Origin of the sequence: Nonomuraea sp. NPDC049141, from assembly GCF_040648415.1 — a bacterium.
Classification (GTDB): domain Bacteria; phylum Actinomycetota; class Actinomycetes; order Streptosporangiales; family Streptosporangiaceae; genus Nonomuraea.
In genome coordinates, this window is record NZ_JBEZDR010000001.1 from 259,314 (window position 1) to 283,840 (window position 24,527).

Annotated in this window: 27 protein-coding genes; 13 read left to right on the forward strand and 14 right to left on the reverse strand. The window is 68.6% G+C overall.

Features of this window, described 5'->3' with window-relative positions; all coding sequences use genetic code 11:
* Positions 1-11: 11 nt before the first annotated feature.
* Complete coding sequence (locus AB0B91_RS01160) at positions 12-1,094, reverse strand: cupin domain-containing protein (protein WP_358313126.1); 1,083 nt, start codon at positions 1,092-1,094, stop codon at positions 12-14.
* A 6-nt stretch (positions 1,095-1,100) separates the two neighbouring features.
* Here AB0B91_RS01160 and AB0B91_RS01165 point away from each other — a divergent pair, with 6 nt between their 5' ends.
* Both AB0B91_RS01165 and AB0B91_RS01170 read left to right on the forward strand, forming a co-directional pair.
* Entirely contained in the window at positions 1,101-1,850 is a 750-nt protein-coding gene (locus AB0B91_RS01165; protein ID WP_358313129.1) for an IclR family transcriptional regulator, read from the forward strand.
* A gap of 54 nt (positions 1,851-1,904) precedes the next feature.
* Positions 1,905-2,870 (forward strand): endonuclease/exonuclease/phosphatase family protein, encoded by a 966-nt coding sequence (locus AB0B91_RS01170; protein ID WP_358313132.1) that lies wholly within the window; start codon positions 1,905-1,907, stop codon positions 2,868-2,870.
* A 5-nt stretch (positions 2,871-2,875) separates the two neighbouring features.
* Here the strand turns inward: AB0B91_RS01170 and AB0B91_RS01175 are convergent, their stop codons facing one another.
* Positions 2,876-3,700, reverse strand: a complete 825-nt coding sequence (locus AB0B91_RS01175) for an oxidoreductase (protein ID WP_358313135.1) — start codon at positions 3,698-3,700, stop codon at positions 2,876-2,878.
* A 94-nt stretch (positions 3,701-3,794) separates the two neighbouring features.
* Between AB0B91_RS01175 and AB0B91_RS01180 the strand changes: the two genes are divergently transcribed.
* A complete protein-coding gene (locus AB0B91_RS01180; protein WP_358313138.1) occupies positions 3,795-4,301 on the forward strand; it encodes a MerR family transcriptional regulator in 507 nt (168 codons plus the stop codon).
* A 6-nt stretch (positions 4,302-4,307) separates the two neighbouring features.
* The gene (locus tag AB0B91_RS01185) at positions 4,308-5,387 is read left to right on the forward strand and encodes an ABC transporter substrate-binding protein (protein WP_358313141.1); all 1,080 of its coding nucleotides are present in this window, start codon (positions 4,308-4,310) and stop codon (positions 5,385-5,387) included.
* Positions 5,388-5,411: 24 nt separating this feature from the next.
* On the opposite strand, the gene AB0B91_RS01190 is transcribed toward AB0B91_RS01185, so the two are convergent.
* Positions 5,412-6,350 carry a hypothetical protein gene (locus AB0B91_RS01190; RefSeq protein WP_358313145.1) on the reverse strand — a complete coding sequence of 313 codons (939 nt, stop codon included), beginning with the start codon at positions 6,348-6,350 and terminating at the stop codon, positions 5,412-5,414.
* A 525-nt stretch (positions 6,351-6,875) separates the two neighbouring features.
* Between AB0B91_RS01190 and AB0B91_RS01195 the strand changes: the two genes are divergently transcribed.
* A complete protein-coding gene (locus AB0B91_RS01195) occupies positions 6,876-7,259 on the forward strand; it encodes a hypothetical protein (RefSeq protein WP_358313148.1) in 384 nt (127 codons plus the stop codon).
* 357 nt (positions 7,260-7,616) lie between these two features.
* Here the strand turns inward: AB0B91_RS01195 and AB0B91_RS01200 are convergent, their stop codons facing one another.
* Entirely contained in the window at positions 7,617-8,045 is a 429-nt protein-coding gene (locus AB0B91_RS01200; RefSeq protein WP_358313151.1) for a TetR-like C-terminal domain-containing protein, read from the reverse strand.
* A 250-nt stretch (positions 8,046-8,295) separates the two neighbouring features.
* On the opposite strand from AB0B91_RS01200, the gene AB0B91_RS01205 reads away from it, so the two are divergent.
* The 5 genes from AB0B91_RS01205 (at position 8,296) to AB0B91_RS01225 (ending at position 11,725) form a co-directional block, all read left to right on the forward strand.
* Positions 8,296-8,589, forward strand: a complete 294-nt coding sequence (locus tag AB0B91_RS01205) for a CatB-related O-acetyltransferase (RefSeq protein ID WP_358313154.1) — start codon at positions 8,296-8,298, stop codon at positions 8,587-8,589.
* A 51-nt stretch (positions 8,590-8,640) separates the two neighbouring features.
* Positions 8,641-9,108: an erythromycin esterase family protein gene (locus tag AB0B91_RS01210; RefSeq protein WP_358313157.1), complete on the forward strand. Its 468-nt coding sequence runs from the start codon at positions 8,641-8,643 to the stop codon at positions 9,106-9,108.
* Positions 9,109-9,154: 46 nt separating this feature from the next.
* Positions 9,155-10,114, forward strand: a complete 960-nt coding sequence (locus AB0B91_RS01215) for an FAD-dependent monooxygenase (protein WP_358313160.1) — start codon at positions 9,155-9,157, stop codon at positions 10,112-10,114.
* A 177-nt stretch (positions 10,115-10,291) separates the two neighbouring features.
* On the forward strand, positions 10,292-10,687 hold the full coding sequence (locus AB0B91_RS01220) for a hypothetical protein (RefSeq protein WP_358313163.1): 396 nt from the start codon (positions 10,292-10,294) through the stop codon (positions 10,685-10,687).
* A gap of 216 nt (positions 10,688-10,903) precedes the next feature.
* Entirely contained in the window at positions 10,904-11,725 is an 822-nt protein-coding gene (locus AB0B91_RS01225) for a serine hydrolase domain-containing protein (RefSeq protein WP_358313166.1), read from the forward strand.
* A 37-nt stretch (positions 11,726-11,762) separates the two neighbouring features.
* Here AB0B91_RS01225 and corA read toward each other — a convergent pair whose 3' ends face one another.
* The 3 genes from corA to AB0B91_RS01240 are packed head-to-tail and all read right to left on the reverse strand — an operon-like array spanning position 11,763 to position 14,269.
* Positions 11,763-12,887, reverse strand: a complete 1,125-nt coding sequence (gene corA / locus AB0B91_RS01230) for a magnesium/cobalt transporter CorA (RefSeq protein ID WP_358313168.1) — start codon at positions 12,885-12,887, stop codon at positions 11,763-11,765.
* Positions 12,888-12,896: 9 nt separating this feature from the next.
* Positions 12,897-13,376, reverse strand: a complete 480-nt coding sequence (locus AB0B91_RS01235; RefSeq protein WP_358313171.1) for a nuclear transport factor 2 family protein — start codon at positions 13,374-13,376, stop codon at positions 12,897-12,899.
* A gap of 8 nt (positions 13,377-13,384) precedes the next feature.
* Positions 13,385-14,269 (reverse strand): amidohydrolase family protein, encoded by an 885-nt coding sequence (locus AB0B91_RS01240; protein ID WP_358313174.1) that lies wholly within the window; start codon positions 14,267-14,269, stop codon positions 13,385-13,387.
* A 34-nt stretch (positions 14,270-14,303) separates the two neighbouring features.
* Here AB0B91_RS01240 and AB0B91_RS01245 point away from each other — a divergent pair, with 34 nt between their 5' ends.
* A complete protein-coding gene (locus AB0B91_RS01245; protein WP_358313232.1) occupies positions 14,304-15,002 on the forward strand; it encodes a M50 family metallopeptidase in 699 nt (232 codons plus the stop codon).
* A 60-nt stretch (positions 15,003-15,062) separates the two neighbouring features.
* Entirely contained in the window at positions 15,063-17,180 is a 2,118-nt protein-coding gene (locus tag AB0B91_RS01250) for a protein kinase (protein ID WP_358313235.1), read from the forward strand.
* A 316-nt stretch (positions 17,181-17,496) separates the two neighbouring features.
* Here AB0B91_RS01250 and AB0B91_RS01255 read toward each other — a convergent pair whose 3' ends face one another.
* The 6 genes from AB0B91_RS01255 to AB0B91_RS01280 all read right to left on the reverse strand — a co-directional run bounded on the left by AB0B91_RS01255 (position 17,497) and on the right by AB0B91_RS01280 (position 22,837).
* Complete coding sequence (locus tag AB0B91_RS01255; RefSeq protein ID WP_358313238.1) at positions 17,497-18,531, reverse strand: HAMP domain-containing sensor histidine kinase; 1,035 nt, start codon at positions 18,529-18,531, stop codon at positions 17,497-17,499.
* A gap of 68 nt (positions 18,532-18,599) precedes the next feature.
* Positions 18,600-18,890 carry a hypothetical protein gene (locus tag AB0B91_RS01260; RefSeq protein ID WP_358313241.1) on the reverse strand — a complete coding sequence of 97 codons (291 nt, stop codon included), beginning with the start codon at positions 18,888-18,890 and terminating at the stop codon, positions 18,600-18,602.
* A 67-nt stretch (positions 18,891-18,957) separates the two neighbouring features.
* A complete protein-coding gene (locus tag AB0B91_RS01265) occupies positions 18,958-20,232 on the reverse strand; it encodes a cytochrome P450 (RefSeq protein WP_358313244.1) in 1,275 nt (424 codons plus the stop codon).
* A gap of 56 nt (positions 20,233-20,288) precedes the next feature.
* A complete protein-coding gene (locus AB0B91_RS01270) occupies positions 20,289-21,692 on the reverse strand; it encodes an FAD-dependent oxidoreductase (protein WP_358313247.1) in 1,404 nt (467 codons plus the stop codon).
* Positions 21,689-21,907 carry a ferredoxin gene (locus tag AB0B91_RS01275; RefSeq protein ID WP_358313250.1) on the reverse strand — a complete coding sequence of 73 codons (219 nt, stop codon included), beginning with the start codon at positions 21,905-21,907 and terminating at the stop codon, positions 21,689-21,691. Before AB0B91_RS01275 ends, AB0B91_RS01270 begins: the two co-directional genes overlap by 4 nt.
* Positions 21,908-22,186: 279 nt before the next feature.
* On the reverse strand, positions 22,187-22,837 hold the full coding sequence (locus tag AB0B91_RS01280) for a TetR/AcrR family transcriptional regulator (RefSeq protein WP_358313253.1): 651 nt from the start codon (positions 22,835-22,837) through the stop codon (positions 22,187-22,189).
* Between the two features lie 118 nt (positions 22,838-22,955).
* Between AB0B91_RS01280 and AB0B91_RS01285 the strand changes: the two genes are divergently transcribed.
* A complete protein-coding gene (locus AB0B91_RS01285; protein WP_358313257.1) occupies positions 22,956-23,501 on the forward strand; it encodes a hypothetical protein in 546 nt (181 codons plus the stop codon).
* Positions 23,502-23,520: 19 nt separating this feature from the next.
* Here the strand turns inward: AB0B91_RS01285 and AB0B91_RS01290 are convergent, their stop codons facing one another.
* Positions 23,521-24,474, reverse strand: coding sequence for a winged helix DNA-binding domain-containing protein (locus AB0B91_RS01290; protein WP_358313260.1), 954 nt, complete (start codon positions 24,472-24,474; stop codon positions 23,521-23,523).
* Positions 24,475-24,527: the final 53 nt, after the last annotated feature.

The following is a 24,527-nucleotide window of genomic DNA, read 5'->3' on the forward strand; positions in this document are numbered from 1 at the left end:
GAACGGGAGCTTCACAGAAGCTCCTCTCGATACTGGTGCAGGCCCTCGAAGACGGGCGTGTCGGCGAAGCGGAACAGGTCGAAGCGGCTGCCGGCCCGGAACGACCACGCGCACCAGGACGGCACCACGACGAGATCGCCCCTGGTCAGGGTACGCTCCACGCCGTCGAGGGTGACCGTGCCCTCACCGTCGAACACCTGGTAGACCGACGACCCCACCTCCCTGCGCGGGGCGGTGACGGCACCGGGACGCAGCCGGTGGAACTCGGCCCTGATCGTCGGCATGACATCGCCGCCGGTGGTCGGGTTGGTGTAACGGACAGCGGCGTGGCCCGGCTCGACCGGCCCGGGATGACCCTCGTCCTCCAGCGCCAGCTGCTCGTCGAGCGCGCGGTCGGTGTGCTCCCAGCGGTAGGCGGCGATCGGCGAGCTGGGCGTGGCGCCCAGAGCCGAGAGCGGCCGCAGCCCCGGGTGCGCCCACAGCCGCTCCGAACGGGACACGTGCGGGGTCGTGGTGTCGGTGACCTGGTCGGGGCCGAACTCGAAGAACGAGGTGTCGGTGTGGTGGACGAACGGGATGTCCAGCCCGTCGATCCACGCCATCGGCGCGTCCGTGGTGTTGTGGTGGCCGTGGAAGTGCCAGCCGGGGGTGAGGAGGAAGTCGCCGCGCCGCATGGCCACCGGGTCGCCGTTGACCACGGTCCACACGCCTTCGCCCTCGACGACGAAGCGGAAGGCGTTCTGGGTGTGCCGGTGCTCGGGGGCGACCTCGCGCGGGCCCAGGTACTGGATGGCCGCCCACAGGGTCGGCGTCGCGTACGGCAGGCCGTTCAGCCCGGGGTTGGCCAGCGCGATCGCGCGACGCTCGCCGCCCCGGCCGACGGGCACCAGATCGCCGGCCCGCTCGGCCAGCGGGTGCAGCGTCTTCCAGGCCCACACGTGTGGCCTGGCCTTCGGCTTGGGGTGGGCCGGCATCAGATCGCCGACCTGGGTCCAGAGCGGGATCAGGTGCTCTGCCGTGAAGTCGGCATAAAGCCGCTCTTCTGGGGTCATGGCGACCACGTTAGGACGAGATTCTGCATACTGCACTAGCATTCTGCTGTGAAGAATCGTCCTCCGTACGCGCTCGGGTCGGTCGACAACGTGCTCCTCCTCCTGCACATGCTGCGCGACCAGGGACGGCTCAAGGTCGCCGACGTGGCGCGCGAGCTCGGCATCGCCCGCTCGACCGCGCACCGGCTGCTGGCGATGCTGGTCTATCGGGACTTCGCCGTACAGGACGAGCATCACACGTACCTGCCGGGCCCCTTCCTCGCCTCCGCGCCGGGCGCCGCGAGCGGCTCCGCGCTGCGCGAATTGCGGGCCAGGGCCAGGCCGGCGATGGAGGCGCTGTGCGCGCGGGTGCGGGAGACCGTCAACCTCATGGTGCGGGTCGGCACGGAAGTGCGTTTCCTGCACAGCGCGGAGTCCGCGCAGATCCTGCACGTGGGCGACCGCCGGGGCACGATCCTGCCCGCCGATCGCGCGTCCGGCGGCAAGGTGCTGCTGGCCGCGCTGCCCCGCGAGCGGCTGTGGGAGCTCTATCCCGATCTACCGGACGCGGAGCGGGCCGCGTTGACGCGCGAGCTCGACGAGATCCGGGTACGCGGCTACGCGCTGAACATCGACGGCACCGAGCAGGGCGTCTCGGCCATCGGCTGCGCCGTGCGCGACGGCCGGGGGTCGGCCGTGGCCGCGCTGTCGATCGCGGTGCCCTCCGCCCGGTTCGGCGGGGATCGGGTGGGGGTGCTCGCGGCGGAGCTGAGACGCGCGGTCGCCGAGGTCGAGCAGGCTCTGAACGACTTCATCTGATTTTAAGGATGGCCACCTAAGTTCGTGGTTGTGCTAGTGGACAAGGTCTCCAGCGTGACAGTGCCGGCTCGGCCACGACGACGCTGGAGAGCGTGGCCGGCCGTCGGGGTCGCGGTGCTGTTCGCGCTGGGAACGACGGTGCGGCTGGGCGGCCTGGAGGCCGGAGCCCTGCTGGTGCCGCTGGTCTCCCTCACGCCCTATTTCGCGCTCGCGGCGCTGGTCGTGCTGGGACTGGTGATCATCGCGCGGAACCGGGTCGCGATCGTGATCATGCTGGCGGTGTGCGTCTGTCTTGCCTGGTGCGTGGTCCCGCGGGCGGTCAGCGGTACGGCCGCGGCCACGGGGCGGCCGTTTCGGGTGCTGACCGCGAACCTCGCCGGCGGACGCGGAGACGCGGGGACGATCGTCGACCTGGCGCGCCGGCTGAACGTGGACGTGCTCAGCCTGCAGGAGCTGACCTGGTTGGAACGTGACAGGCTGGAAGCGGCCGGGCTGGCGAAGCTGCTGCCGTACCAGGTGGTCCAACCGGAGAACTGGGGGGCGGACGGCAGCGGCGTGTACGCCCGCCTCCCCCTGCGGGAGCGGACCGGAGTGTTCCAACCGGTCGGGCACCACATGCCCGTGGTGGAGGTGGCGCTGCCGGGCGGGTCGGCGGTGCAGGTCGTGGTCGTGCATCCGGTGGCGCCGGTGCCCTCCACGGTGGCGGAGTGGGAGGCCGGGGTCGCCACGCTGCCGCCCGCTGCTCCGGCCACCGGCCTGCCACGGATCCTGGCGGGCGACTTCAACGCCTCGTTGGACCATGCCGTGTTCCGGCGCTTGCTGGCCACCGGCTACACCGACGCGGCGGCGTCCACCGGGCAGGGCCTGGCGCCCACCTGGGGGCCGCGCAGGTTGCCGCCGCTGCTGACCCTCGACCATGTGCTGACCGACAGCCGTGCGGGGGCGGCCGGCGTACATGTGTACGACATTCCCGGATCGGACCATCGGGCGGTCTTCGCCGACCTGCGGGTCCAGCCGTAGGGCGTTCAGCTGGTCGAGTGGGCGATGGGCCGCCATTGGTCCAGCTCGCGGCGGACGAGATCAAGCTTGGCCTCCACACGCGCGACCGCGTCCGCGCCGAGTTGCAGGCGCAGCGGAGGCTCGCCGGCCTCCACGACGTCCACGATCGCGGAGGCGGCCTTCGCCGGATCGCCTGGCTGACGGCCGTCGTTGGCGGCCAGGGCCGCGCGAGTCGGGCCCGCACCGGCGTCATAATCCGAAATGGATGCGGGCTGGACTTGAAGGCTTGCGCCATTGAGGAAGTCTGTGCGGAAGCCGCCCGGCTCGACGATGATGACCCGCACACCGAGTGGTGCCAGTTCGCCGTACAGCGCTTCGGAAATGCCCTCAAGGGCGAACTTCGTCGCGCCGTACAGGCCCGTGCCCGGAAGCGTCGCGAACCCGGCCACCGAACCGATGTTCAGGACGCACCCGGATCGCTGGGCACGCAGCGTGGGCAGCGTCGCGCGCAAGGTGTTCAGCACGCCGAAGACGTTGACGTCGAACACGTCGCGTGCCGCCTTGTCGGACACCTCCTCGACCGCGCCCACGAGCCCATACCCGGCGTTGTTGACCACAACGTCGATCCGGCCGAACTCAGCCAGTCCCGCATCGACCGCGGCTCGCAGGTGCTCCTGAGAAGTGACATCCGCGGTCACGGCCAGCAGTCCGGCAGGCTTGTCCGGGTATGCCGTGAGCACCGCCTCCGCATCCCGAGCCGTGGCAATGACACGGTGCCCCCGAGACAGTGCTTCGCGCACGATTTCCGCCCCGAGTCCCCGCGACGCTCCGGTGACGAACCAAACACTCATGATCTTTCCCCATCCGTTCGATCGGTTACGTCTCGACGCTATTAGCTAGAGTCGGCTCTAGATCAAGCGGTGTCGGGTGTGACGGGAGTCGCTCGTGGATCTGAGCATCGGTGAGGTGTCCAAGCAGAGTGGGCTGAGCGTCCACACGCTGCGCTTCTACGAGAAGGAGGGGCTGTTCGCCAACCCCGTACGCCGCACGCACAACGGGCGACGGATCTACCACGAGGAAGACCTTGAATGGCTGGCGAGCTGCACCAAACTGCGTTCATCGGGGATGTCGCTGGCGGCGATACGGCGATACGTCGAGCTGACCCGGCAGGGGCCCGGCAACGAGCACGAGCGTCTGGCGTTGCTGCGCGATCATGAGAAGCAGGTCGAGGCGCACATGCGTGAGCTGCAGGAATGCTTGGACGTGATCCGATACAAGGCCAGGATTTACGCGGAGCATGTCGCCCGCGGCCAAGCCGATGAGCTCTGGAATCCATCCCATCCAGACGCCGAAGCGACTGTCACGGATCCATGTCGTGATGCGCCTCGCGTGACAGCTGAGATCGCCGCCACCGATTGCCTGCCGCCCCTGCGGGAGCAGAGGCAGGCTTGAGGGCTCGTGGACTTCCTTTCAGCCGTCCAGATCGGCGCTCTCGTTCCGCTGACTCGGCCTGGCTGGGTCGAGGCGGGCCGGCACCTGCTCGCCGGACTCGAACTGGCCGTTCGCGAAGTCAATGACGCCGGCGGGATCGCCGGAAGACCGCTCGAGCTGATGGTCCGCGACACCGCGGCTGATCCGCAGAGGGCCGCGGCGGCCGTGGACGAACTGGCTCGCCTGGGCGTGGCCGCCTTGGCGGGTGAGTATCACAGCGTCGTCGCCCGTGCCGCCGCCGCCCGGGCCGACGCCCTCGGCCTGCCGTTCCTCTGCTCGTCAGCGGTTCTCGACGCGCTCACCGAACAGCCGACGGAATGGGTCGCGCGCCTCGCCCCGGCGCAGTCCCACGGCTGGCGGATCTACGCGGACTTCCTCCTCAGCGCGGGCCACAGGCGAATCGCCCTAGCAGCCCAGTCGAGTGTCTACTGGGCCTCTGGGGCCCGCATTCTGCGGGACTACCTCGCCCCACGCGGCGGCACCGTCATCGACCTCGACATGAGCGCGCTCGCCCCCACGGCGGTGTGCGACGAACTCGTCGGCAATCGCGCGACAGCCCTCCTGCTTCTGGTCGGCCACCCGGAACCGGCCGTGTCGATCGTCAAGTCCGTCCGCCACGACCAGCGCCTCGCCGAGATCATGATCGGTGCTCCGGCCGGGCAACCGGAGTTCGCCGAATGGGCCACGTTGCTGGGCGACGACGGCGCCGCGATCCCGTTCTTGCGGTACCTGCCCGAGCGCCTCAGCCCACTCGGTGCCCGAGTCGAGTCAGCCCTCCGCGAGCGGCTGGCCGAAGCGCCCTCCTTCGTCGCCTTCGAGGGCTACGACACGGTCGCCGTCCTCGCCGACGTGCTGCGTTCTCACGGCGCGGACCGGGCGCGCACCGCCGAATCCTGGCCGCGCGTCGCGGTCGAAGGCACCCGCGGGCAGATCCGGTTCTCCCGTACGCCGGGCATCAGCGTGTGGCAGTGGGCTTGGACACCCATCCAAGTCGTTGATCGAGATCCGGCGGAACCCGATCGCTTTCGGATCCTCCACGCCACCTGAGAGAGCACGTAGGTATCTCTTTGTTCAGTGCGGAGTTGGGCAGTAGCACGAATCCTGGTAGCTCGGCGCCATCAGGTCGAGGCGGTTCGCGTATTCGGGTCGGCCGAGATCTCGGTACGCGCGCGCCCACAACGGCTTGAGATCAGCGAAGTAGCAGCTCGGTCCGCTGACGAAAGTGTCTTTGAGCGCGAGCAACGCTGTCGCCGGGTATCCGGCATCGAGCCAGCATGTGGCGGCGAGCAGCTCTGGTTCGAGCAGTGGGCGGTCCGCGACCACCGGCCTCCGATCGGCGTACGCGTCGGCTGGCGCGAGCACGCCGATGCCGTCCGCGCCGGGCTCGTGCCGCCACCCCTCCGGTACGTCAAACACGATGTCGCACTCGGTGTCCTCCCGGACGGTCGTGCCTTCCCACCATGAACCGGGAAAGGTCCGGTCCGGGGCTGGGTCTATGCGGAGTTCGGCGGCCAATCGGTCGACAAGTCTCTGGTCCTTGGCGCGCGCGTCGATGCGGTACTGGTTTTGGGCGAGCCACACGTCTGGGTCGCGCCCCGCCGGAGGCTCCGGGACCGGGTTCTCGCGCCACTGCCGCAGGGTCCACGACAGCATGAACTCCAGGCCGGTACGGGTGTCCGCGCCGATCAGGGTCACGCCGTGGTCATGACCGTTGGCCAGGACAACCGGATGGTCCAGCCGGCCAAGTTCCGGAGCGGGTACCAACCAGCCGACGTCGCCGCCGTCGCCAAGGGAGCCGAAGGGCACGAACTCCGGCGTGGCGAAGTGCGGTACCGATAGCTGCCGATCCAGGTTCTCGAACTCCGGGTAGGCGTCGCAGCCATCGGGCGGGCGGGGAATCGTGGCCAGGTCGAACATGAAGTCGTAGTGAGACATCAGCAGGGTGTAATCGTAGGTCTCGTTCTCTTTGCAGAAGTCGTACGCGGCCTGCCAGGCGATGTCGATCAGCATGCGGAGCGCGGGCGGAGTGGGAAACGAGAAGAGGTCGTCAACCCATGGCGGCGCTGTCGAATCGGTCACGGCACCAGAGGATACTGATCGACATCAATCGCCGGGCGGGCAGCGAACCTGCCTATGCGCGTGAGCTCTAAGGCCGGATGAGTGTGCCTCCGCATCGGCCAGGAAGGATCTCGGACGGCATTCCGGCCCGGAAGGGCCTGCTTGACCATGGCAGTCAGGAGTGCGTCCAAGTCGATGATCTCCGCCGTCTCGTCCTGCCAGTGCTCGGCTTGAATCGATCGCTTGACATCGATCGGAGCATCCCTTCATGCACTCGGGAGCGGCGGCCCCTAATTATTTCAATCGCATCGCCGTAAACTTTTATGCGTGCCCCATTTGTTTTATCAGCGCAAAATCATCTCTTAAAGATCATGAATTCTTTATTCTAGCCAAAGCGTCCCTTGGCGGGTACGGTAATCAGGCGGGAGAGGCAGTTACGGGGCATCCAAGGCCCACGGGGACACGGAGGGGAAATCGATGAATCTGACCCAGCAATCTACGCCGGCGCCGGCGCAGACCCTGCCCGCGGGAGACAACGAGGTCATCACCGGAGCCATGGGAGACTGCGTCTCCGTAATCGTGCTCTGGAACCAGGTCGGGCCCAACTACCAGAATGTCCGTGGCTACCACGGCTCCGGCGGATTCCAGGCCATCGACTTTCCTTCGCTGTTCAACGCGGTTCCGAACGCAGCGGGCACTCGCATCATCGGCTGCTTCAGTCCCCAGTCACTCTCATCGAACGATCTTCAGCGGTATACCGACTACTGCACCACGAACTTCCCCAACGCCCAGTCGGTCGTCGCGCAAGGGGGCGGCAACTATCGCGTGGTCAGAACGGGCGCCTGGCAACTCTGGCAGTAATCATCGTTAATCGCGTACCGCTTGACAATAATCGCCACCCGCCAACACGTTGGCGGGTGGCGATTATTGGTCGAGGTGCTGGATTTGGCGCCGAGCCGTCCGAGCCGCCCTCAGGTCCGATGAAGCGCAACACTCGCGGGTCGATTAACTCGAGCCAAGCGCATAGTCCGTGACCGACGCCTGGCACGATGAGGCTTCGCACTCGATAGCACCTTAATTGCCGGAGTCGTGTCGGGAATTGTGCCCGGTTGTAAACAGGTTGAATGTGCCGCACTGCGCGAGTCGCGGCTGTGTGCCGGATGGATCCACGCCGCGCCCGTATCGGCCGGCTGCGTACTGTGCTCGACTACTCGTGTCTCAGGGTTGTGGTCGAGGCCCCATGCCGGCGAAGACCGCTTGGAGCACACGGTCGAGATAGTCAGGCGTCAGCGGCTCGTGTGTGATCAGTAGCCTGTAGTACAGCGGTCCTGACAGGACGTCGAAGGCCAGGTCCAGGTCGAAATCGGGGGCGAGTTGCCCCTGCTCTTTCGCGGCCTTGAGGCGGGCCAGGGTGTCGGCGGTCTGTGGCCGGATGAAGCGCTCGTTGAGGGCGGCGGCGACCTCGGGATTGTGCTGCGCCTCCCCTATCAGGTCCCGGTACAGCGGTCCCCACGGCGGCCGACCCAGTAGGTCAGCGGCCCGGGTCATAACCACACGCAGATCGGCCACGATGTCGCCGGTGTAGGGATGCTCCAGGCCCGCGGTTCGCGAGCTGAGATGGACGGCGGATTGGCGGCGGGCGTTCATGACACCACCTCCTATTACGACGATCCCGATGATCCGACCGCCTTCGAGACACGCAACGTGCTGTACCACTACGGGCCGGAAAAGCTGGTCATCGGGAAGTGCTGCGCGTTGGGCGAGGGGGTGCGGTTCATCATGAACGGCGCCAACCATCGCATGGACGGCCCTCGACGTTCCCTTTCCCGATCATGGGCATTTCCTGGGCCGAGCACTTCGACCTCGTCACCGGTCTGCCCGGACGGGGTGACACCGTGTGGGACATGACGTCTGGCTCGGCTACCGGTCCATGGTGATGCCCGGCGTCCGCATCGGCCACGGAGCGATCATCGCCTCCGGCTCCGTCGTCGTCGACGACGTGCCCGACTACGGCATCGTCGGGGGCAACCCGGCCAGGCTCATCCGCCGCCGCTACAGCGACGCCGACATCGATCGGCTCCTGGCCTTGGCGTGGTGGGACTGGCCGCTCCAGCACATCACCGAGCACATCCGTACGATCATGTCCAGCAGCATCGACGACCTGCAGAGGGCCGCGGCTGCGCAGGTGTAGGGGTACGTCGGGCCCGCCGCGCCGGTGGGGGTCGACGAGCCACTGCGCTGGATGCGCCGGCGCAACGCCACAGCCGCGGTGCCGGTGCGTTTCGCCGGGATCGACATCCCGGCGGCCGGTGGGTCCTTACTTCCCGCTCTGGCCCCCGTCGCCGACTACCTGCGCCGGGTCGACCCCGAAGTCCTACCGGCGATCCAGCAGGCCATGCGGGTCGCCGAATCGTTCGCCGGCGCCTCCGCCGCCTCGGCCGCACCGGCCTGGACCCGTCTGGCCACCGCCGAGCAGGACGCTCTCAGCGCGATCCTGATGCGCCTGCTCATCCGGTTCCGTGCCGTCGAGGTGCTGTACGTCTCCCGCGCCGACCGGCACAGCTATGACATCGCCCGGCATCGCCTCGAGGCGGCCTGCCACGCCGACTACGGCTTCCGCGCCATGGCCGGCCTGTACGCCGGAAACGGCCTGACCGCCGACACCTCGGCCCGGGACGTCTACATGGCCGGGTCGCTCCCTGGGCGATGACTACGTCGCCCTCGCGCTGACCAGCATCACCGGGTACACCGCCGACATGCGCCCCGCCGAGAGCGCGCGCTTCGGTTTCGCCATCGACAACACCGCGCTGGAGGCGCCCGAGCCGGGCAGCGTCGAAGCCGCCTTCGCCGACGCCGACCTGGGACTCAGCCTCGCCGATCTCCGCCAGGCACGTACGGAGGCTGCCGGCCTCGGCCCCGACCGCATCCGGATCCAGAGCGCCTACCTGCACACCCCTGTCCTCGACGCGTTCGACGGCATCCTCAGCACCCCGACCTCCACCGTAACCGACGCATCGCGCAAGGCCCGCCAGGCCGAACGCTACCGGCACGAGCGGATCCTGCTGGCCGGTGACGCGGCGCATCTGTTCCCGGCCACCGGGGTGGCCATCAACGCCGGCATGCTGGACGCGGTCAACCTGGCCTGGAAGCTGGCCGCCGACCTCCACGGCCACGCCCCGGCCGGCCTGCTGGACACCTACCACGACGAACGCCACCTCGCCGGCGCCCGTACGATGCTGCACGCCCGAGCCCAGGTGGCCCTGCGGCGCGGGCACGACGTAGCCGCCGAAGCACTGCGGGAAGTCTTCTCCGAACTGCTCACCGACGAACAGCCGCTGCGCCGCATGGGAGCGCTGGTCGCCGGCACCGACATCCGCTACCCGATGCCCGGCTCCAGCCATCACCGGCTGGCCGGCACCTTCGCCCCCGACCTCACCCTGCACACCGACCAGGGCATGACCAGCGTCGCCGACCTCCTGCACCCCGCCCGGCCCATCCTCCTCGTCCTCGCCGACCGCCCGGACCTGCGCCAGACCGCCGGAGACTGGCAGCATCGTGTCGACCTTCACACCGCCAAAACCGATGACCGACCGGCCGACGCCCTGCTGATCCGCCCGGACGCCCACATCGCCTGGGCCGCGACCATCGACGAACCCGCCGACACCGCCGCGCCCGCACTGCGAGAAGCACTCACCAGCTGGTTCGGCGCACCCTGACACCTTTGAGACGACGACGCAGCTGACCTGCCCTCATGTCAGCTGCCGCGTCAGCACGGCAACGGCCCGGTATCAGGCAGAACGGCGATGGTGGACGCCATGAACAGTTCAGCGATCGCGGCCCCAAGGCCGGGCGAGATCCCCTCGGGCGTAACAGATTCGAAGGAGCACACCACCATGTCCATCACCCTGACCGACCAGGACAAGGCCACCCTGCGCACCGCCGCGTACGGCGCCGTCTCGCTGATGGCCGCCGCTGGTGCCGCCGGCTCGCCCCACAAGATCGCCACCGCCGGCTCCATCGCCCTGGCCTCGGCGACCGGCCTGACCGGGCACGTACTCGCCGCGAAGAGCAAGGACATCAACCTGTACGGCAAGTCGGTGGCCGAGTTGGCCGACCATGTGTTGCCGAGCCTGACCGCGGCCATGAGCCTGCTCAACAAGCAGGACCCGGCCGAGGCCGACACCTTCCGCCGCACCGTCATCGTCGCCATCGAAGCAGCCACCGGCAAGCCCAGTCCCACCATGGCCGAGATGGCCCGCAAGATCACCGCGGCCCTCGACGCCGCTTGATCAAATATCGACCCGCGCAGGTGTCACGCCGGGTCTCGCAAGATCGAACACTGTATGCAAGGAGATTGATGATGGAAACTGGCAAGGGCGGCTTCCCCGAGGCGGGGTTGCGCAGGCTTCGTGAGGTGCTGGCCCGGCATGTCGATTCCGGGAAGATTCCCGGGCTTGTCGCCCTGGTCGGCCGGGGCGGTGAGACGCACGTCGAGGCGCTCGGGGATGGACATGACGGCACTGGGCACCCCGATCATGGGCGCGATCTTCGAGCAGGGGCTCACCCCCGACCTGCCGGAGCCGATGCCCGGACCGGATGAGTGGATACGCCGTCTCGGCACGCTGCCGCTGATGTACCAGCCCGGCGAGCGCTGGCAGTACCAGATCAGCCACGACGTGCTCAGCGTGCTGGTGGCCAGGGTCACCGGCCAGCCGTTGGAGACGTTCCTGCGCGAACGCGTCTTCGACCCGCTGGGCATGACCGACACCGCCTTCCACGTACCCGCCGACAAGATCGACCGGCTGCCGACCCTGTACGCCCCCGACCCGCAGACCGGCGAGTTCCACGTGTGGGACGAGGCCGAAGGCGGACGCTGGAGCCGCCCGCCGGCCTTCCAGGGCAGCGGCGGCGGACTGGTCTCCACCGTCGACGACTACCACGCCTACTTCCAGATGCTCCTCAACGGCGGGACGCACGACGGCCGGCGGATCCTGTCCCGGCCCGCCGTCGAACTGATGACCACCAACCGCCTCACCCCCGAACAGAACGCCGCCCGCACCGCCATGGCCACCGACAACGTCCACCTCTCCTACGGCCAGGGCCAGCACGGCGGCTGGGGCATGGGCATGGCGGTACACACCTACCGCGGCGACTACGCCCCCATCGGCCAGTTCGGCTGGGACGGCGGCAGCGGCACCTCCACCTACGCCGACCCGAGCAACCAGCTCACCGGACTCCTGCTCACCCAGGTCGGCATGTCCGTCCCGAATTCAGCCCGGCTCATCCACGACTTCTGGACCACGCTCTACCAGGCACTCGACGACTGACCCTGCCTTCGAGAAGAAGACATAGGCGTAAAAGGCCTTAGAGCCAGTCGCGGCGCTTGAAGACCGTATAGAGGACCAGGCAGACCACACCCATCAGCAGCATCGCGAACGGGTAGCCGAACGCCCAGTGCGTCTCGGGCATGAAGTCGAAGTTCATCCCGTAGATGGTGCCGACCAGCGTCGGGGCGAAGAGGATGGCCGCCCAGGCGGAGATCTTCTTCACCTCCTCGCCCTGCCGGATGCTGGCCTCGGTCATCCTGGCGATCTCGTCGTTCTGCGCCTGCGTCACCAGCGTCGAGTTGACCAGCAGGATGTCCTGGAGCATCTGCCGGAAGGAGACCACCCGCTCGTTGACCGTGATGGTGTGGTCGGCCACGTCACGCAGGTAGCTCTGCAGTTCGTCGTTGACGCCGTACTTGGCCGCCCCGGCGATGAACCCGTCGATCATCCGCACCAGCGGCACGGTGGCCCGCTGGAACTCGATGACCTCGCCCGACAGCTCGTAGACGCGCCGGGACACGGACGGGTCGCCGCCGAACACCTGGCCCTCGATCTCCTCGATGTCCTTCTGCAGCCCGGCGACCACCGGGGCGTAGCCGTCGACCACGGCGTCGAGGATGGCGTACAGCACCGCCTGCGGGCCCTGGCGGAGCAGCTCGGGGTCCGACTCCATGCGCTTGCGTACGGCCTGCAGGTCGGGCGCCTCCGCATGCCGTACGGTGATCACGAAGTTGGCCCCGACGAAGACGTGCAGCTCGCCGAACGCGACCTCCTCGACGTCGTCGAGGTAGCGGGCGGCGCGCAGGACGACGAACAGCATGTCGCCGTAGCGGTCGGCCTTGGGCCGCTGGGAGCCCACGATGGCGTCCTCGATGGCCAGCGGGTGCAGCTGGAACTCCTCGGCGAGCTTGGCCAGCTCCCAGTCCTTCGGCCGGTAGAGGCCGATCCAGGCGAGGCTGTCGGGCAGCTCCTTGAGGCGTTCGAAGGCGTCGGCCAGCGAGCCGGGGTTGTCGACCCGCTTGCCGTCCTGGTAGATGGCGTTGTCGATGACGGTCGGCTGGTAGGGCGCCTGTTCGCCGGCGCGCGGGTCCATCGAGTGTTCGGGAGCCGCCTCGCGGGCGCCGCCTCCGTTACCTCGTCCGAACCCCTTCAGCCGTGCCATGTGTGCCCCTTACTGGAAATCTGCCGCAAGCTCGTCGAGTGCCCGCGTCGCCCGGTCTCGGATGGACTTGCGCCACATGGGCGTCCAGCCGAACAGCAGCCCATGCGGCCTGCCCAGCGCCATCCGGGACCAACGCCTGAAGTCGAAGTCGTCGTGATGCCTGACGATCACGCCGTCCTCGAACCTGAACAGCGCGTCGATCTCGTTGACCACCTCGCGGCCCGTGCTGGAGAAGGTGTAGCGGGAGGACCAGTGCGCCGTGCCGGTGAACTCGTCGGCCGTCACGCCGCTGAGCTCCGACTTCAGGCCGTCGCGTACACCCAGTTGCAGCCGCCACATCGCCATCACCCTGCGCCGGCCCTCCACCTCCAGGAAGACGGGGTCACCGAAGCTCACCTCGGGGTGATAGCACCTTTCCATCGCCGCGTAGTCGGCGCGGCCGAGTGCCTTGTAGAAAGCGCGGATCAGCGCCACGTGCTGGTCGTTCACCCTGCCTATCAGACCATGTTTATCGCGTTATGCCAGCATACGGCCCTCAACCAGTCTTCTCCCAGGTCGAGCCGGTGAAGAGCACGCAGCTGGTGCGCGTACGAATATGGAATTGTCGGGAAATCGGTGCCAAGCACCACCTTCCCCGCCACACCAAGATCAAGCAGCGCGGGCCGCAACCTGTCTGGAAAAGGCATCCTGACCTGGGTGAAGTCGGTGAAGGCCATGGTCGTGTCGAGCGCCACCCGCTCGTAGCGGGCAGCCAGCTCGAAGAACGGGTCGTACTCGGGCATGCCCAGGTGCGCGATCACCACCCGCAGCCGGGGATGCCGGCGGAGCACCGCGCCGATCGGCTCAACCCCCAGGAAGCCGCTGTCGACCGGCACCGAGCTGGCGTGCACGATCACCGGCACGCCCGCCTCGGCGAGCAGGCCCCAGATCTCGTCCAGTTCGGGCGCCCTCGGGTCGAACCCGCCCACTTGGAGGTGCACCTTGAAGATCCGCGCGCCGAGCTCCAGCGCCCGCCGGACGTAGCCGGTCGCGCCCGGCTCCGGGTAGAAGGTCGCGGACGGCAGGCAGCCCGGGGTACGACGGGCGAAGTCGAGCGTCCAGTCGTTGAGCTCAGCGGCCATGTCCGGCTTATGGGCATAGGCGAGAGCGGGGAAGGCCCGCACGCCCAGCTCGCGCAGCCGGGCGACCCGCTCCTCCACCGGCCACAGGTACTGGATCTTCCAGCCGTTCCCCATGAGTGGCCCGCCGTGGGTGAAATGGTGCCAGACCCGGCGTTCCATGCGCTCTGGCAGGAAGTGCACATGCAGGTCGATCAGCCCCGGCAATCCCAGTTCTCGCCACCATTCCGGAACCTCGGCATCAGAATCCCGTTCTGTGAGCACGACTGAGACTTTAGCTGGATAGGGTCATACCTCGATGGACAAGCTCTGGGCCCACCTGATCGAGGTTCAGCCTGCCCCCGACCCGTGGGTCGTGGTGGTCTCGGCACTCGTCGCGTTCGCGATCGTCAGCTTCGGCATGTCCTGGCAACTGTCCAGGGGCCTGATCACGATCGCCCACGAAGGCGGCCACGCGCTGATGGCGCTGGCCACCCGCCGCAAGCTCGAAGGCATCCGGCTGCATTCGGACACCTCCGGCGTGACGCTGACCAGGGGCCGGCCCACCGGCCCCGGCATGGTGCTGACCGCGCTCGCGGGCTATCTGGCGCCGTCGCTGCTCGGCCTGGCCGCCGCGTGGCTGACCGAGCAGGGGCGCATCACGCTGCTGATGTGGACCGTGCTGCTGTTCCTGGTCTGCATGCTGCTGCTGATCCGCAACCTGTACGGCGCGCTGATCCTGCTCGCGACGGGCGGCGCGGTGTTCGCCCTGTCGATGTACGCCCCGGACAACGTGCAACAGGTCGTGGCCCTGGTGGCGGTCTGGTTCCTGCTGTTCGGCGGGGTGCGGCCGATCATCGAGTTACAGCGCAAGCGGCGCAGGCGGCAGGCACGTGACTCCGACGCCGACCAGCTCGCCAGGTTGACCTTCCTGCCCGGCGGCTTCTACGTGTTCTTCTTCCTGCTCGTGGCGGGCGCCTCAGTGGTGGGCGGCGCCTATCTCATGAATCCCCTCTAGCGACAATCCCTCCAGGTCCGGCAAATCACATTAAACTCGCCCGTGACAGGGGGGAGTACTGTGCTGCCAGTCGAGGACGCGCCCGGCTACCGGGTACTCGATCAGGCCGGCCAGGGCGGTTTCGCCATCGTCTACCGCGCCTACCAGGAGCGCCTCGACCGGATCGTGGCGCTGAAAGTCCTGTCCGTGGACCGGGTCGACCAGCGGACGATGCGCCGGTTCCAGCGCGAACTCCAGCTCACCGGCCGGCTCACCGGCCATCCGAACGTGGTGACCGTGTTCGACACCGGGGTGACGCGCTCCGGCAAGCCGTACATCGCCATGGACTTCTTCGAGAACGGCTCGCTGCGCGACAAGGTCCGCAACGAGGGCCCGCTGCGGGTGCCCGACGTGCTGCGCGCGGGCGTGAAGCTGGCCGGGGCGCTGGCCGCCGTACACGAGGCGGGGGTCCTGCACGGCGACATCAAACCCCAGAACATCCTCATCTCCCGGTACGGCGAGCCGGCCGTGGCCGACTTCGGCGTGGCCAGGGTCGTCGACTCCTCGGAGATCTCGGCCACGGCGCAGGCGTTCACGCCGTTGCACGCGGCGCCGGAGGTGCTGACCGGGCAGCCGCACTCCGCCTCGTCCGACATCTACTCGCTCGGTTCGACGCTCTATCACTTACTCGCCGGGCAGCCCGCCTTCCACAGCCCGACGGATCCGTCGATCGCGCCGCTGATGTACCGGGTGCTGAGCGCGGAGCCGCCGCCGATCAACCGGGCCGACGTGCCGCCGGTGGTGTTCGAGATGGTGCTGCGGGCGATGGCGAAGCAGCCTGATGTGCGGTACGGGTCGGCGCGCGAGTTCGCGCAACGGCTGCGGGAGGTGCAGGCGGAGCTGGGACTGTCGGTGACGGACCTGGTCGGGCAGGATCCCGGTCCTGGGCCCGCCACGTCGACGGTGCCCCGGCGGCCGGACACCGGCGAGTCTCCCGCGGCCGGTCCCTCGACGGGTGCGCACCTGGCCGGGGCGCCGGTGACCGGGGCGTACGCACCTGGCCCGGTGGCCGCGCCGGGGAGTGGCGGGCCGCAGGCGGCCGGATACAGCCCGTTCGAGCCACAGCCGTCGGGTCCACAGCAGGCCGGTCGCCAGCCGTCAGGTCCACAGCAGGTGGGTCCTCAGCAGGCCGGTCGTCAGCAGACGGGTCCACAGCAGGCGGGCCCGCAGCCGTCGGGTCCGCAGCAGGTGGGCCCGCAGCAGTTCGGGTACAGCCCCTTCGAGCCGCGACCGTCCGGCGCGCAGCCGCCGGGGTACAGCCCTTTCGAGCCGCCGCCCGCCGGCGCGCAGCAGTCCGGGTACCACCCCGCTGGGCTCCAGCCGTCGGAGCCGCAGTTCGGCGGGCCTCAGCCGACCGGTTCCCAGCTCGGCATGGACGGGTCGGCCACTCCCGCCACGATCCCACCTCCGCATCCGGCGCAGACCGGTGCCTCGTTCGGAGCCGCACACCCATCGCAACCGGCGTATTCCCCCAGCGGCGCCTATCCCTCGCCGGGCGTCCCGTCAGCAGGCGGTCCGTCGGCAGGCGGTCCGTCGGCAGGCGGTCCGTCGGCAGGCGGTCCGTCGGCAGGTGCCCTGTCGGCGGGCGGCCCGTGGGGCGGTCCGTCAGCGGGCGGTCCGGCGCACGCGGCGGCCGGACTCCCGCCGGGGCGTGGGGGAACGCGGGTGGCGGCGATCGGAGCCGCCGCCACGATCGTGGCGCTCGCGGGCGCCGGGTTCGCTGTCTACCTGTCGCGACAGAACGCCACCCCCGTGGCCGACCCACAGGCGTCCCAGCTCCCGTCGACCGTCCCCAAGTCATCCGAGAACACCGGCACCATCGACAAGGACGCCCTGGCCGCGCTGGCCCCGCGCAAGGTACAGGTGGTGGCCGACCGGAGCCGACTCGTGGAGTTACGGTGGGCACTGCCCAAGGAGTCCGCCCGCTACCCGGTCGTGGTCCAGCACTCCCCGGCCAAGCAGGGCGAGCAGGCGATCACCGCCCTCCAGCCCGGCACCACCTCAGCCCGCGTGGCGGGCCTGGACCCGGACACCGGCTACTGCTTCCTGGTCGGCGTCCCCCTGCAGATCTCGAAGACCAGCAAGGTCGCCTGGTCCAAGCCGGTCTGCATCAGGGGCGCGGTCGCCAAGAACGGCTAGATCGGGTGACGGTCCACGCGCGGCACCGCGACCCGCTCGGCGATATGCCACCACCCGGTGAGAAAGTCGTCCAGCGCGGCCAGGTCCACCACGTCCGCCCGCGAGTTCGACATCGAACGCGGCCACGTTAGCGGCAGGCAGTGACGCCCGCACTGCGGTGATCGTTCGCTCGATCGCTGAGCTGGAGACCCGAGGATCAGATGAGCAACACGGAGATCGTCATATCCGTTGCGTTCGACCAGCTCGGGATATGCGCGGCGAGGGCCGTGACACCCAGGTCAGCGCCTCAGGGCCTGCCGGCCAACGACTCCGGCTTTCAGCCGACCGTTGTGCTGAGGGGAAGCCGCAGCACGAAGCAAGCGCCACCGGTTGCGGACTCCCTGGCGTGGAGGGTGCCCATGTGTGCCTGGGCGATGTCGCGGGCGATCGCCAGACCGAGGCCGGCGCCTTTGTGGTCGAGGCGGCGGGCGGCGCCCAGGCGGGTGAAGCGTTGGAAGATCCGTTCCCGCTCGGACTCCGCGATTCCGTCTCCGTCGTCGGCTACCGCCATCTCGGCGCTGTCGCCCATGCGGCTCACCCGGACCTCGACCATCCGCTGGGCGTGCCGTTGGGCGTTGTCGAGCAGGTTGGTGAGCAGCCGGGCTATCCGGATCGGGACTGCCTGGACAGTAACGCCCCGTTCAAGCCGGAGCTGGACCGTGAGGCGATCGACCCGGCGGGAGATCTCGTCCTGAACCAGATCTGCGAGGTCGACCTGCTGCGGCTCCACGGCCGGACCTGCCTCCAATTCGCCGATGACTCGCAGGTCGGTGAGAATCGCATCCAACCGGTCGACGCCTCTCAGCGCCTTGGCGAGCAGGTCGTGGAGATCGGTCTGGTCGGGATGCAGGCGGGCCTCCTCTAGCTCAGCGCGCAATCCCGCGACGGCCGTGCGCATCTCGTGCGAGGCGTCGCAGGCGAACTGCTGGTTCTTCTGAAGCTCCTGCTCCATCTCTCTCCGCATGTCAGGGACGACCGGGATCGTCGTCGCGGCTCGGCCCTCATAGCGCGAGTGTGGTTCCTCACCGGGGCACCGGGCTTTCAGCGGCGTCATCGCCGACGATCCCTTCTCTCGATCAGATTCGGCAGAGTCGGGGCTGCGCTCTCCCCGGAAGACGTACGGGTCGGCGATGGAGGGAGCCAGGTCGAGCCGGCCGTCGGAAGCCGGCCGCACCAGCTCGGAGACGGACTCGGGGAAGCCGCCGTAGTGGCCGCGTACCTGCTTGCCCATGTAGTTGAAGGTCAGGCCCTCGCTGATCTCGCGCGGGGATCGAATGGGACGAAGGCCGGTGACGGACTGCGTGGTGGTCATGAATTTCTCCTTCGCATGCTGCGGCAGCAGGCGGTCGCTCCGGGCGCCCCTCATATCTGACGATTTCGTCATTTATGAACAGTATCGTCAGTCGTGTAATGGTTCACCAAAGCAGTAGTGAGGATTCCGTCACTCTTGACGGATCCCACTACAGTGAAGGCGCACCACAGCCCGACAGGAGAAAGACCGACCGCCACGGCGCAGCACTGGACGAACTGACCCGCGACATGAACGACCCCGCCGAAGTCTTCGCCTACAGCTTCCGGCTCACCGGCCTCCTGCACCGCCGCAACCCCCAGCTCAGCAAGGTCCTGCTCCGGCGCCTCAGGAGGCCAACCGGTCGCCTTGATGCGCTTCAAGGGGAAGTGCTCGACCAGTCAGGTGGCCGAGCACCCGGGCCGCCTGAGCAGCCGTCCGCAAGGCAGGTCAGTCGCGGATCCCGTCGATGTCGACCAGGACGTGCCGCGGACCGCGGAAGATCTGGTTGTGGCGGTATGGCGGCGGGTCGACGACGAGCCGTGGATTCTCCACCCGGCGGACGAACTCCCCGACCGCGGCCTGGACCTCGAGCCGGGCGAGCGGAGCGCCGAAGCAGAAGTGGATGCCCTGGCTGAAGCCGAGGTGCTGGTTGTCGGGGCGTTCGAGATCGAGCTGGTCAGGGTGGGCGAACCGTTCCGGGTCGCGGTTCGCCGAGCCGTACACCAGGAAGATCGGCGCACCCTTCGGGATGGTGGTGCCCGCGATCTCGATGTCCTCGACGGCCGAGCGGGTGTGCCAGAACTGGACCGACGACTCGAACCGCAGCAACTCTTCGACCGCGGGCACGATCAGGTCGGGGCGGCGGCGCAGCTCCTCGAGCGCCTCAGGGTGCCTCAGCAGGGTGAGCACGCTGTGGGCGATCAGATTGACCGTGGTTTCATGCCCGGCGAAGAGCAGGAGCACGGCATTGCTGGCGAGTACGCCCTCGGACATGCGCCCGTCCGGGCCGTCGTCGTGAACCATCGCCGAGAGCATGCCCGGGCCGGGCTGCTTGGCGTACTGGTCGAGCAGCCCGGCCAGGAACTGCTCGAACTCCTTCACGCTCCGGCGCCCGCCCTCCAGCCGGCGCCGCATCTCCTCGGAGGCCGCCTCCGGACCGAAATCCAGAGCGTCCAGGGCCGTCTCGATCCAGGCGTGGAAGCGCCGTTCGTCTTCCAGCGGCACACCCAGGACCTTGCAGATCAGGGCTACCGGCAGGGGGTAGGCGAACTCGTCCACGACGTCGATCCGGGTCTTGCCCCGCATCCTGTCCAGGAGGTCGGCGACGATGCGCCGGATATCGGGCTCCAGGTCAGAGATCAGGTGAGGGGAATGGGGCGGACCGAAGAAGTGCCGCGTCATCATGCGGCGATCCCGATCGTGTTCGGGCGGGTCGCAGGTGATGATGTTCGGCTCCAGATTGATGACGGCTTCCGTGATCGGCTCGGCCCCCGGCTCCGCCGCGCCCGCCGCTGGGGCATGGGCGGGCGCGGGGATCTTCCTGACATCCGAGCTGACCCGGGGATCGTGGAGAAGCGCGACGATCTCTCGGTAGGTGCTGACGACGTAGATGCCGTCCGGCTGCCGCGCCACCGGAGTCTTGCGGAGCTCGGCGTAGAAGGGGTACGGATTGGCGCGGTTGGCGTAGCGGAGCGCCTGCTGCCAGGGTGTTTCCTCGCCCATGCTGTCCCTCTCCTTCCTGCTTGCCGACCGGGCTATCCGCGATCATGAAAGGCGCGTCACTGGCCTCGAGGCCGGAACTCGGCGCTCCGCCCGCTCGGGTCGTGGCCGGTCAGGACAACGTCGGGTATCGCCGTCGGGGCACCCGGTGCCGGGAACTCCGCCGGGACCGGCTTCATGACGTCCGGCCGATCCCAGCCCGGCGGCGGGGGCGGGAACGGAGCCGATTGCTCGATCAGCCGCGCGTAGTACTCCAGCCACTTCCCATGATCGAAGCTGACGGCGGCGACGACGCGTCCCCGGCGACCGTAGGCGGCGGCAAAGCAGCGCTCCTTCACGGATCCCTGCGTGAAGACGATCTCGTCGCCGAACGGTGGTACGCCGACGGACTTGATGTTGACGCCGAACTGACCGGACCAGAAGCCGGGCAGCAACAGATTCGGGCGGTAGTCGGGCTCGAGGTTCACCATGTTGTGGGCCGCGACCTCGGCACCGAAGACGGCATTGTCCCAGTGCTCCATCGCGAGAAACTGGTACTCGTACAGCACGTGGGGCGCACGCGCCACGTCCCCCGCCACGTAGACGGTGTCGGTCACCACGCCGTTGATGTCGAAAGCGCGACCACCGGCGTCGCAGCCGACACCCCAGAAGCCGGCCGCCAGCCCGGAGCCTTCCAGCCATTCCACGTTACGGATCGACCCCAGCGCGGCCAGCACCACGTCGGCCTCGATGGTGGCCCCGTCCGAGAGCCGAGCACGCCGTACATGTCCGCCCGCGTCGCCCTCCAGCGACGACACGCCGACCCCGCAGCGCAGGTCCACGCCGTGGTCGCGCTGCATCTCCGCGGCGATCTCGCCGATCACCCCGCCCAGCGCGCCCACCAGGGGGGCCGAGCCCCGCTCGGTGAGGGTCACCGGGATGTCGAGTTCCCGGCAGACGGAGGCCGCCTCCGAGCCGATGAACCCACCGCCGATGACCAGCACCCGCGATGGCCGCTCGGCCAGCGCCTGTCGCAACCGTGCGGCGTCATCACGCGAGCGGAGCGAGAACACCCCCTCCAGGGCGGCCTCGGCCGGGTTGGGCCACTGCCGCGCGCGGGTGCCCGTGGCGATCAGCAACCGGTGGTACGGGACCTGGTCGCCGTCGGCCAGGCGCACCTGCCTGGTGGCCCGGTCCAATCCGGTGGCGGCCACGCCGAGCCGCCACTGCGCGTCCAGTTCTCGAAAGCGGGGCAGCAGAGTGTGGTCAGCCGGCACCCAGCCCTTGAGCACCTGTTTGGACAGCGGGGGACGGTCGTAGGGCTCGTACGGCTCGTCTCCGATGATGGTCAAAGACCCGCTGAAGCCCTCCTCACGCAAGGTTTCGGCGGCCCGCAGTCCCGCCAGGGAGGCACCGACGATGACGATCCGGCCGTTGGCCTTGAAGTCGCGCACCAACTCGGCGAGCGTTGCCGACATGGTCATGACGGCGCACCCCGCTCCGCACCGTCCAAGCGGTCAATCATGATCGCTCGCACCGGGCAGGCCGCGGCCGCTCGCTGAACCTGCAGGCGCCGCGCGTCGTCGGGGTTCGGCTCGTAGGTAAGCGCCTCCGCACCGTTCAGCTTGAAGATCTCGTGGGCCAGATACACGCATTGTGCGTATCCCTGGCACCGGTTCAGGTCCACGACAATACGCATGGGCCGCCCCCTTCCGTCTTCGCTTGCCCGACCATCGAAGCGGTCATTCGGCTACGCGGTCACCCAGCCTTCCGCCAGGTGACCCAGCTGGACAGCCCCCCATCATTGCCAGTGAGCGTCAGGTGACGTCGGCACGGAGGTGTGCCCCGGCCGACCCCCCACAAGACGATTTTCCGCTCCCGGGTTTCATCACCACAACCACTACCAGTGAAAACATGCTCCATGCCGGGCGTTCCGGCCGACACGGGCGGCGTGCGCGGTGACGGTGGAACCGGACTGCTACACGGTGGCGTCGGGGAGAAGCCGGTCGAGGTCGGGGAGGGGGCGTTGGCAGATTTCGTGGGCTTCGTCGGTGGGGATGCCGAAGGTGCGTAGGAGGTCTTCGGTGATCTGGTCGGTGGCGTGGGTGTCGTCGCGGTCGGGTTGGGTGTGCAGGAGTTGGCCGAGGCATAGTGCGCTGCCTGTGGCGATGACGAAGGCGAGTTCGGGGTCGTTGATGGTGAAGCGGCCGGTTTGGATGGCGGCGTGGATGTCGCGTCGGACGCGTGGGGCGATGCCGTGCTGGGAGGTGGTGATGGTGAGGCCGGTGTTGAGCAGGACCTTGCTGAGCTGGGGGTTGCGGCGGTGCAGGCGGCCGGTGAGCCGGAAGCTGTAGGCGAAGACTTCGGCGGGGTCGTTCATGTCGCGGGTCAGTTCGTCCAGTGCTGCGCCGTGGCGGTCGAGGGCGTCGTCCACGGCGGCTCGCAAGAGTTCGTCCTTGCTGGAGAAGTGGTTGTAGAACGAACCCATGCCGACGTCGGCGGCCTGGGTGAGGTCCAGTATCGCCATGGTGGTGTTGCCGTCGGCGATGAAGGTCTGGGCCGCGTGGATGAGCGCGGCGCGGGTGCGCGCCTTACGCCGGTCCAGGCGGCTCGGTGCGGCGTCGGCCATCTGTCTGTCTCCTGTCGGGCTGTGGTGCGCCCTTCACTGTAGTGGAATCCGTCAAGAGTGACGGAATCCTCACTACTGCTTTGGCGAATCGTTACACGACTGACGATACTTTTCATAAATGACGAAATCATCAGCAATGCTGAATGAATACGACGCCCTGAAGGCGGAGGAGCGGCAGCGCATCGGCGTGCGCGGCCAGTTGCTGTACGCCACGCTCACGGCGGTCGCCGGTATCAGCACTGTCACCGCGACCGTGGGCCAGCTGGAGTTGCTGTTGCTGCTACCGCTGGCCGCCACGGTGCTGGGCTGGGGCTACGTGACCAACGATCACAAGATCACCGCCATTGGGCGGTACGTCCGCGGCCATCTGGGACCGCGCTTGGCCGGCCTCGTCGACGACGGCTCCAATGACATCGACCTGTTCACGTGGGAGAAATACCACCGCGAGGATCCACTTCGCCCCTCTCGCAAGCGGCTACAACTGGCGGTGGACCTGGCTGCGTTCTGCGTGCCCTCGCTGACCGCTCTCACCCTGCTTTGGCTGCTGGGCCCACACACTCCCATGGTCCTGCTCGGCTCGGCTGCCGCGCTAGCCGCAGTGGTGGTCCTGGCGGCCCAGATCATCCGCTACGCGGACGTGGCCGGTCCTGCACTGCGGGCATGAGCGACGGATTGGTCCACGCTCAGCCGAGGAACCGTCGGACATCCGCGATCTCGGCGTCGAGTTGCGGCCCCGGCGCCGGCTCGCCGAACGGGGACACCGTCACCTCGCTCCCCTTCCGCCCCCACACCCCGGCGATCATCCCGTCGACGAGCACGACAGGGCGGAGGATCCCGCCGCCGGGGAACACCTTGCGGGAGTGTTCGGCGGGCAGGATGGGGTCCCGGCTCTTCCAGCCCAGCAGGTATTCGTCGAAGGCGGGTGCCAGGCGTACGAGCTGGGTGGACGCGGAAAGATCGACGCCCGCGGGCGGTCCGGCGAGGGACCAGGCGGTGCGGGCGGCGCCCAGGGACAGGCCCGACCAGGCGGCCAGGTCCTCGGGGGCCGACGGGTGGTGGGCGCGACGGTAGCGGTGGGCCAGTTCCGCCAGCGCGCGGTCCCTGTCCGGTTCGGGGACGACGGGGGCGCCGAGCCAGTCGGCGGCGTGCACGTACGTGGGCTTGCCGCCGCGTGCAGGGCCGAGCACGGCCAGGCCGTGGTGGGCGGCCAGGGCGACGAGGTGCACGATGCCCTGGCCGCTCGCCCTTCCCGCCAGCCGTTCCGCCAGCTCGGCCTTGGTGAGTGGGCCCTGGCCCGCGAGGGCGCGGTCGATCAGGGGGAGCAGGTCGTCGCCCGTCACACCCTCCTGGTGGAGGCGGCGGGTGGTGTTCGTGGCGTTCCGGGTGAGCGCGTGGATCCACGGCAGGTCATCGGTGTGGACGAAGTGCAGGGTGCCGCGCGGGCCCCAGGTGCGGACGATCTCGCGGTCCCGCCACGCCGCCTCGACGTCCGCCACCGTGACCGTGGCCGACCGCGCGCGGAAGGCGAGGTAGGCGGCGGTGACGTCCTGAGCCTGTACGGCGAGCAGGTGGCGGACGATCTCAGCCACGCTCAGGACCGGCGGGCGGTGCAGCAGCTGGGCTTCGACGCTTCTCATGCCCTCGATCTTCCCGGAACGCCGAACTCCTCCGGGATGAACCTTTCATCGTG

What these genes read in the sequence shown, in the direction of transcription:
- AB0B91_RS01270 (WP_358313247.1), bottom strand. Translation starts at nt 21,692, where the DNA reads ATGACCATGTCGGCAACGCTCGCCGAGTTGGTGCGCGACTTCAAGGCC.
- AB0B91_RS01290 (WP_358313260.1), bottom strand. Translation starts at nt 24,474, where the DNA reads ATGAGAAGCGTCGAAGCCCAGCTGCTGCACCGCCCGCCGGTCCTGAGC.
- AB0B91_RS01175 (WP_358313135.1), bottom strand. Translation starts at nt 3,700, where the DNA reads ATGAGTGTTTGGTTCGTCACCGGAGCGTCGCGGGGACTCGGGGCGGAA.
- AB0B91_RS01195 (WP_358313148.1), top strand. Translation starts at nt 6,876, where the DNA reads ATGAATCTGACCCAGCAATCTACGCCGGCGCCGGCGCAGACCCTGCCC.
- AB0B91_RS01225 (WP_358313166.1), top strand. Translation starts at nt 10,904, where the DNA reads ATGGACATGACGGCACTGGGCACCCCGATCATGGGCGCGATCTTCGAG.
- AB0B91_RS01215 (WP_358313160.1), top strand. Translation starts at nt 9,155, where the DNA reads ATGCGCCCCGCCGAGAGCGCGCGCTTCGGTTTCGCCATCGACAACACC.
- AB0B91_RS01280 (WP_358313253.1), bottom strand. Translation starts at nt 22,837, where the DNA reads ATGGCCGACGCCGCACCGAGCCGCCTGGACCGGCGTAAGGCGCGCACC.
- AB0B91_RS01285 (WP_358313257.1), top strand. Translation starts at nt 22,956, where the DNA reads ATGACGAAATCATCAGCAATGCTGAATGAATACGACGCCCTGAAGGCG.
- AB0B91_RS01220 (WP_358313163.1), top strand. Translation starts at nt 10,292, where the DNA reads ATGTCCATCACCCTGACCGACCAGGACAAGGCCACCCTGCGCACCGCC.
- AB0B91_RS01200 (WP_358313151.1), bottom strand. Translation starts at nt 8,045, where the DNA reads ATGAACGCCCGCCGCCAATCCGCCGTCCATCTCAGCTCGCGAACCGCG.
- AB0B91_RS01160 (WP_358313126.1), bottom strand. Translation starts at nt 1,094, where the DNA reads ATGCTAGTGCAGTATGCAGAATCTCGTCCTAACGTGGTCGCCATGACC.
- AB0B91_RS01265 (WP_358313244.1), bottom strand. Translation starts at nt 20,232, where the DNA reads ATGGGCGAGGAAACACCCTGGCAGCAGGCGCTCCGCTACGCCAACCGC.
- AB0B91_RS01210 (WP_358313157.1), top strand. Translation starts at nt 8,641, where the DNA reads ATGCGCCGGCGCAACGCCACAGCCGCGGTGCCGGTGCGTTTCGCCGGG.
- AB0B91_RS01190 (WP_358313145.1), bottom strand. Translation starts at nt 6,350, where the DNA reads ATGCTGATCGACATCGCCTGGCAGGCCGCGTACGACTTCTGCAAAGAG.
- AB0B91_RS01255 (WP_358313238.1), bottom strand. Translation starts at nt 18,531, where the DNA reads ATGACCACCACGCAGTCCGTCACCGGCCTTCGTCCCATTCGATCCCCG.
- corA (WP_358313168.1), bottom strand. Translation starts at nt 12,887, where the DNA reads ATGGCACGGCTGAAGGGGTTCGGACGAGGTAACGGAGGCGGCGCCCGC.
- AB0B91_RS01245 (WP_358313232.1), top strand. Translation starts at nt 14,304, where the DNA reads ATGGACAAGCTCTGGGCCCACCTGATCGAGGTTCAGCCTGCCCCCGAC.
- AB0B91_RS01275 (WP_358313250.1), bottom strand. Translation starts at nt 21,907, where the DNA reads ATGCGTATTGTCGTGGACCTGAACCGGTGCCAGGGATACGCACAATGC.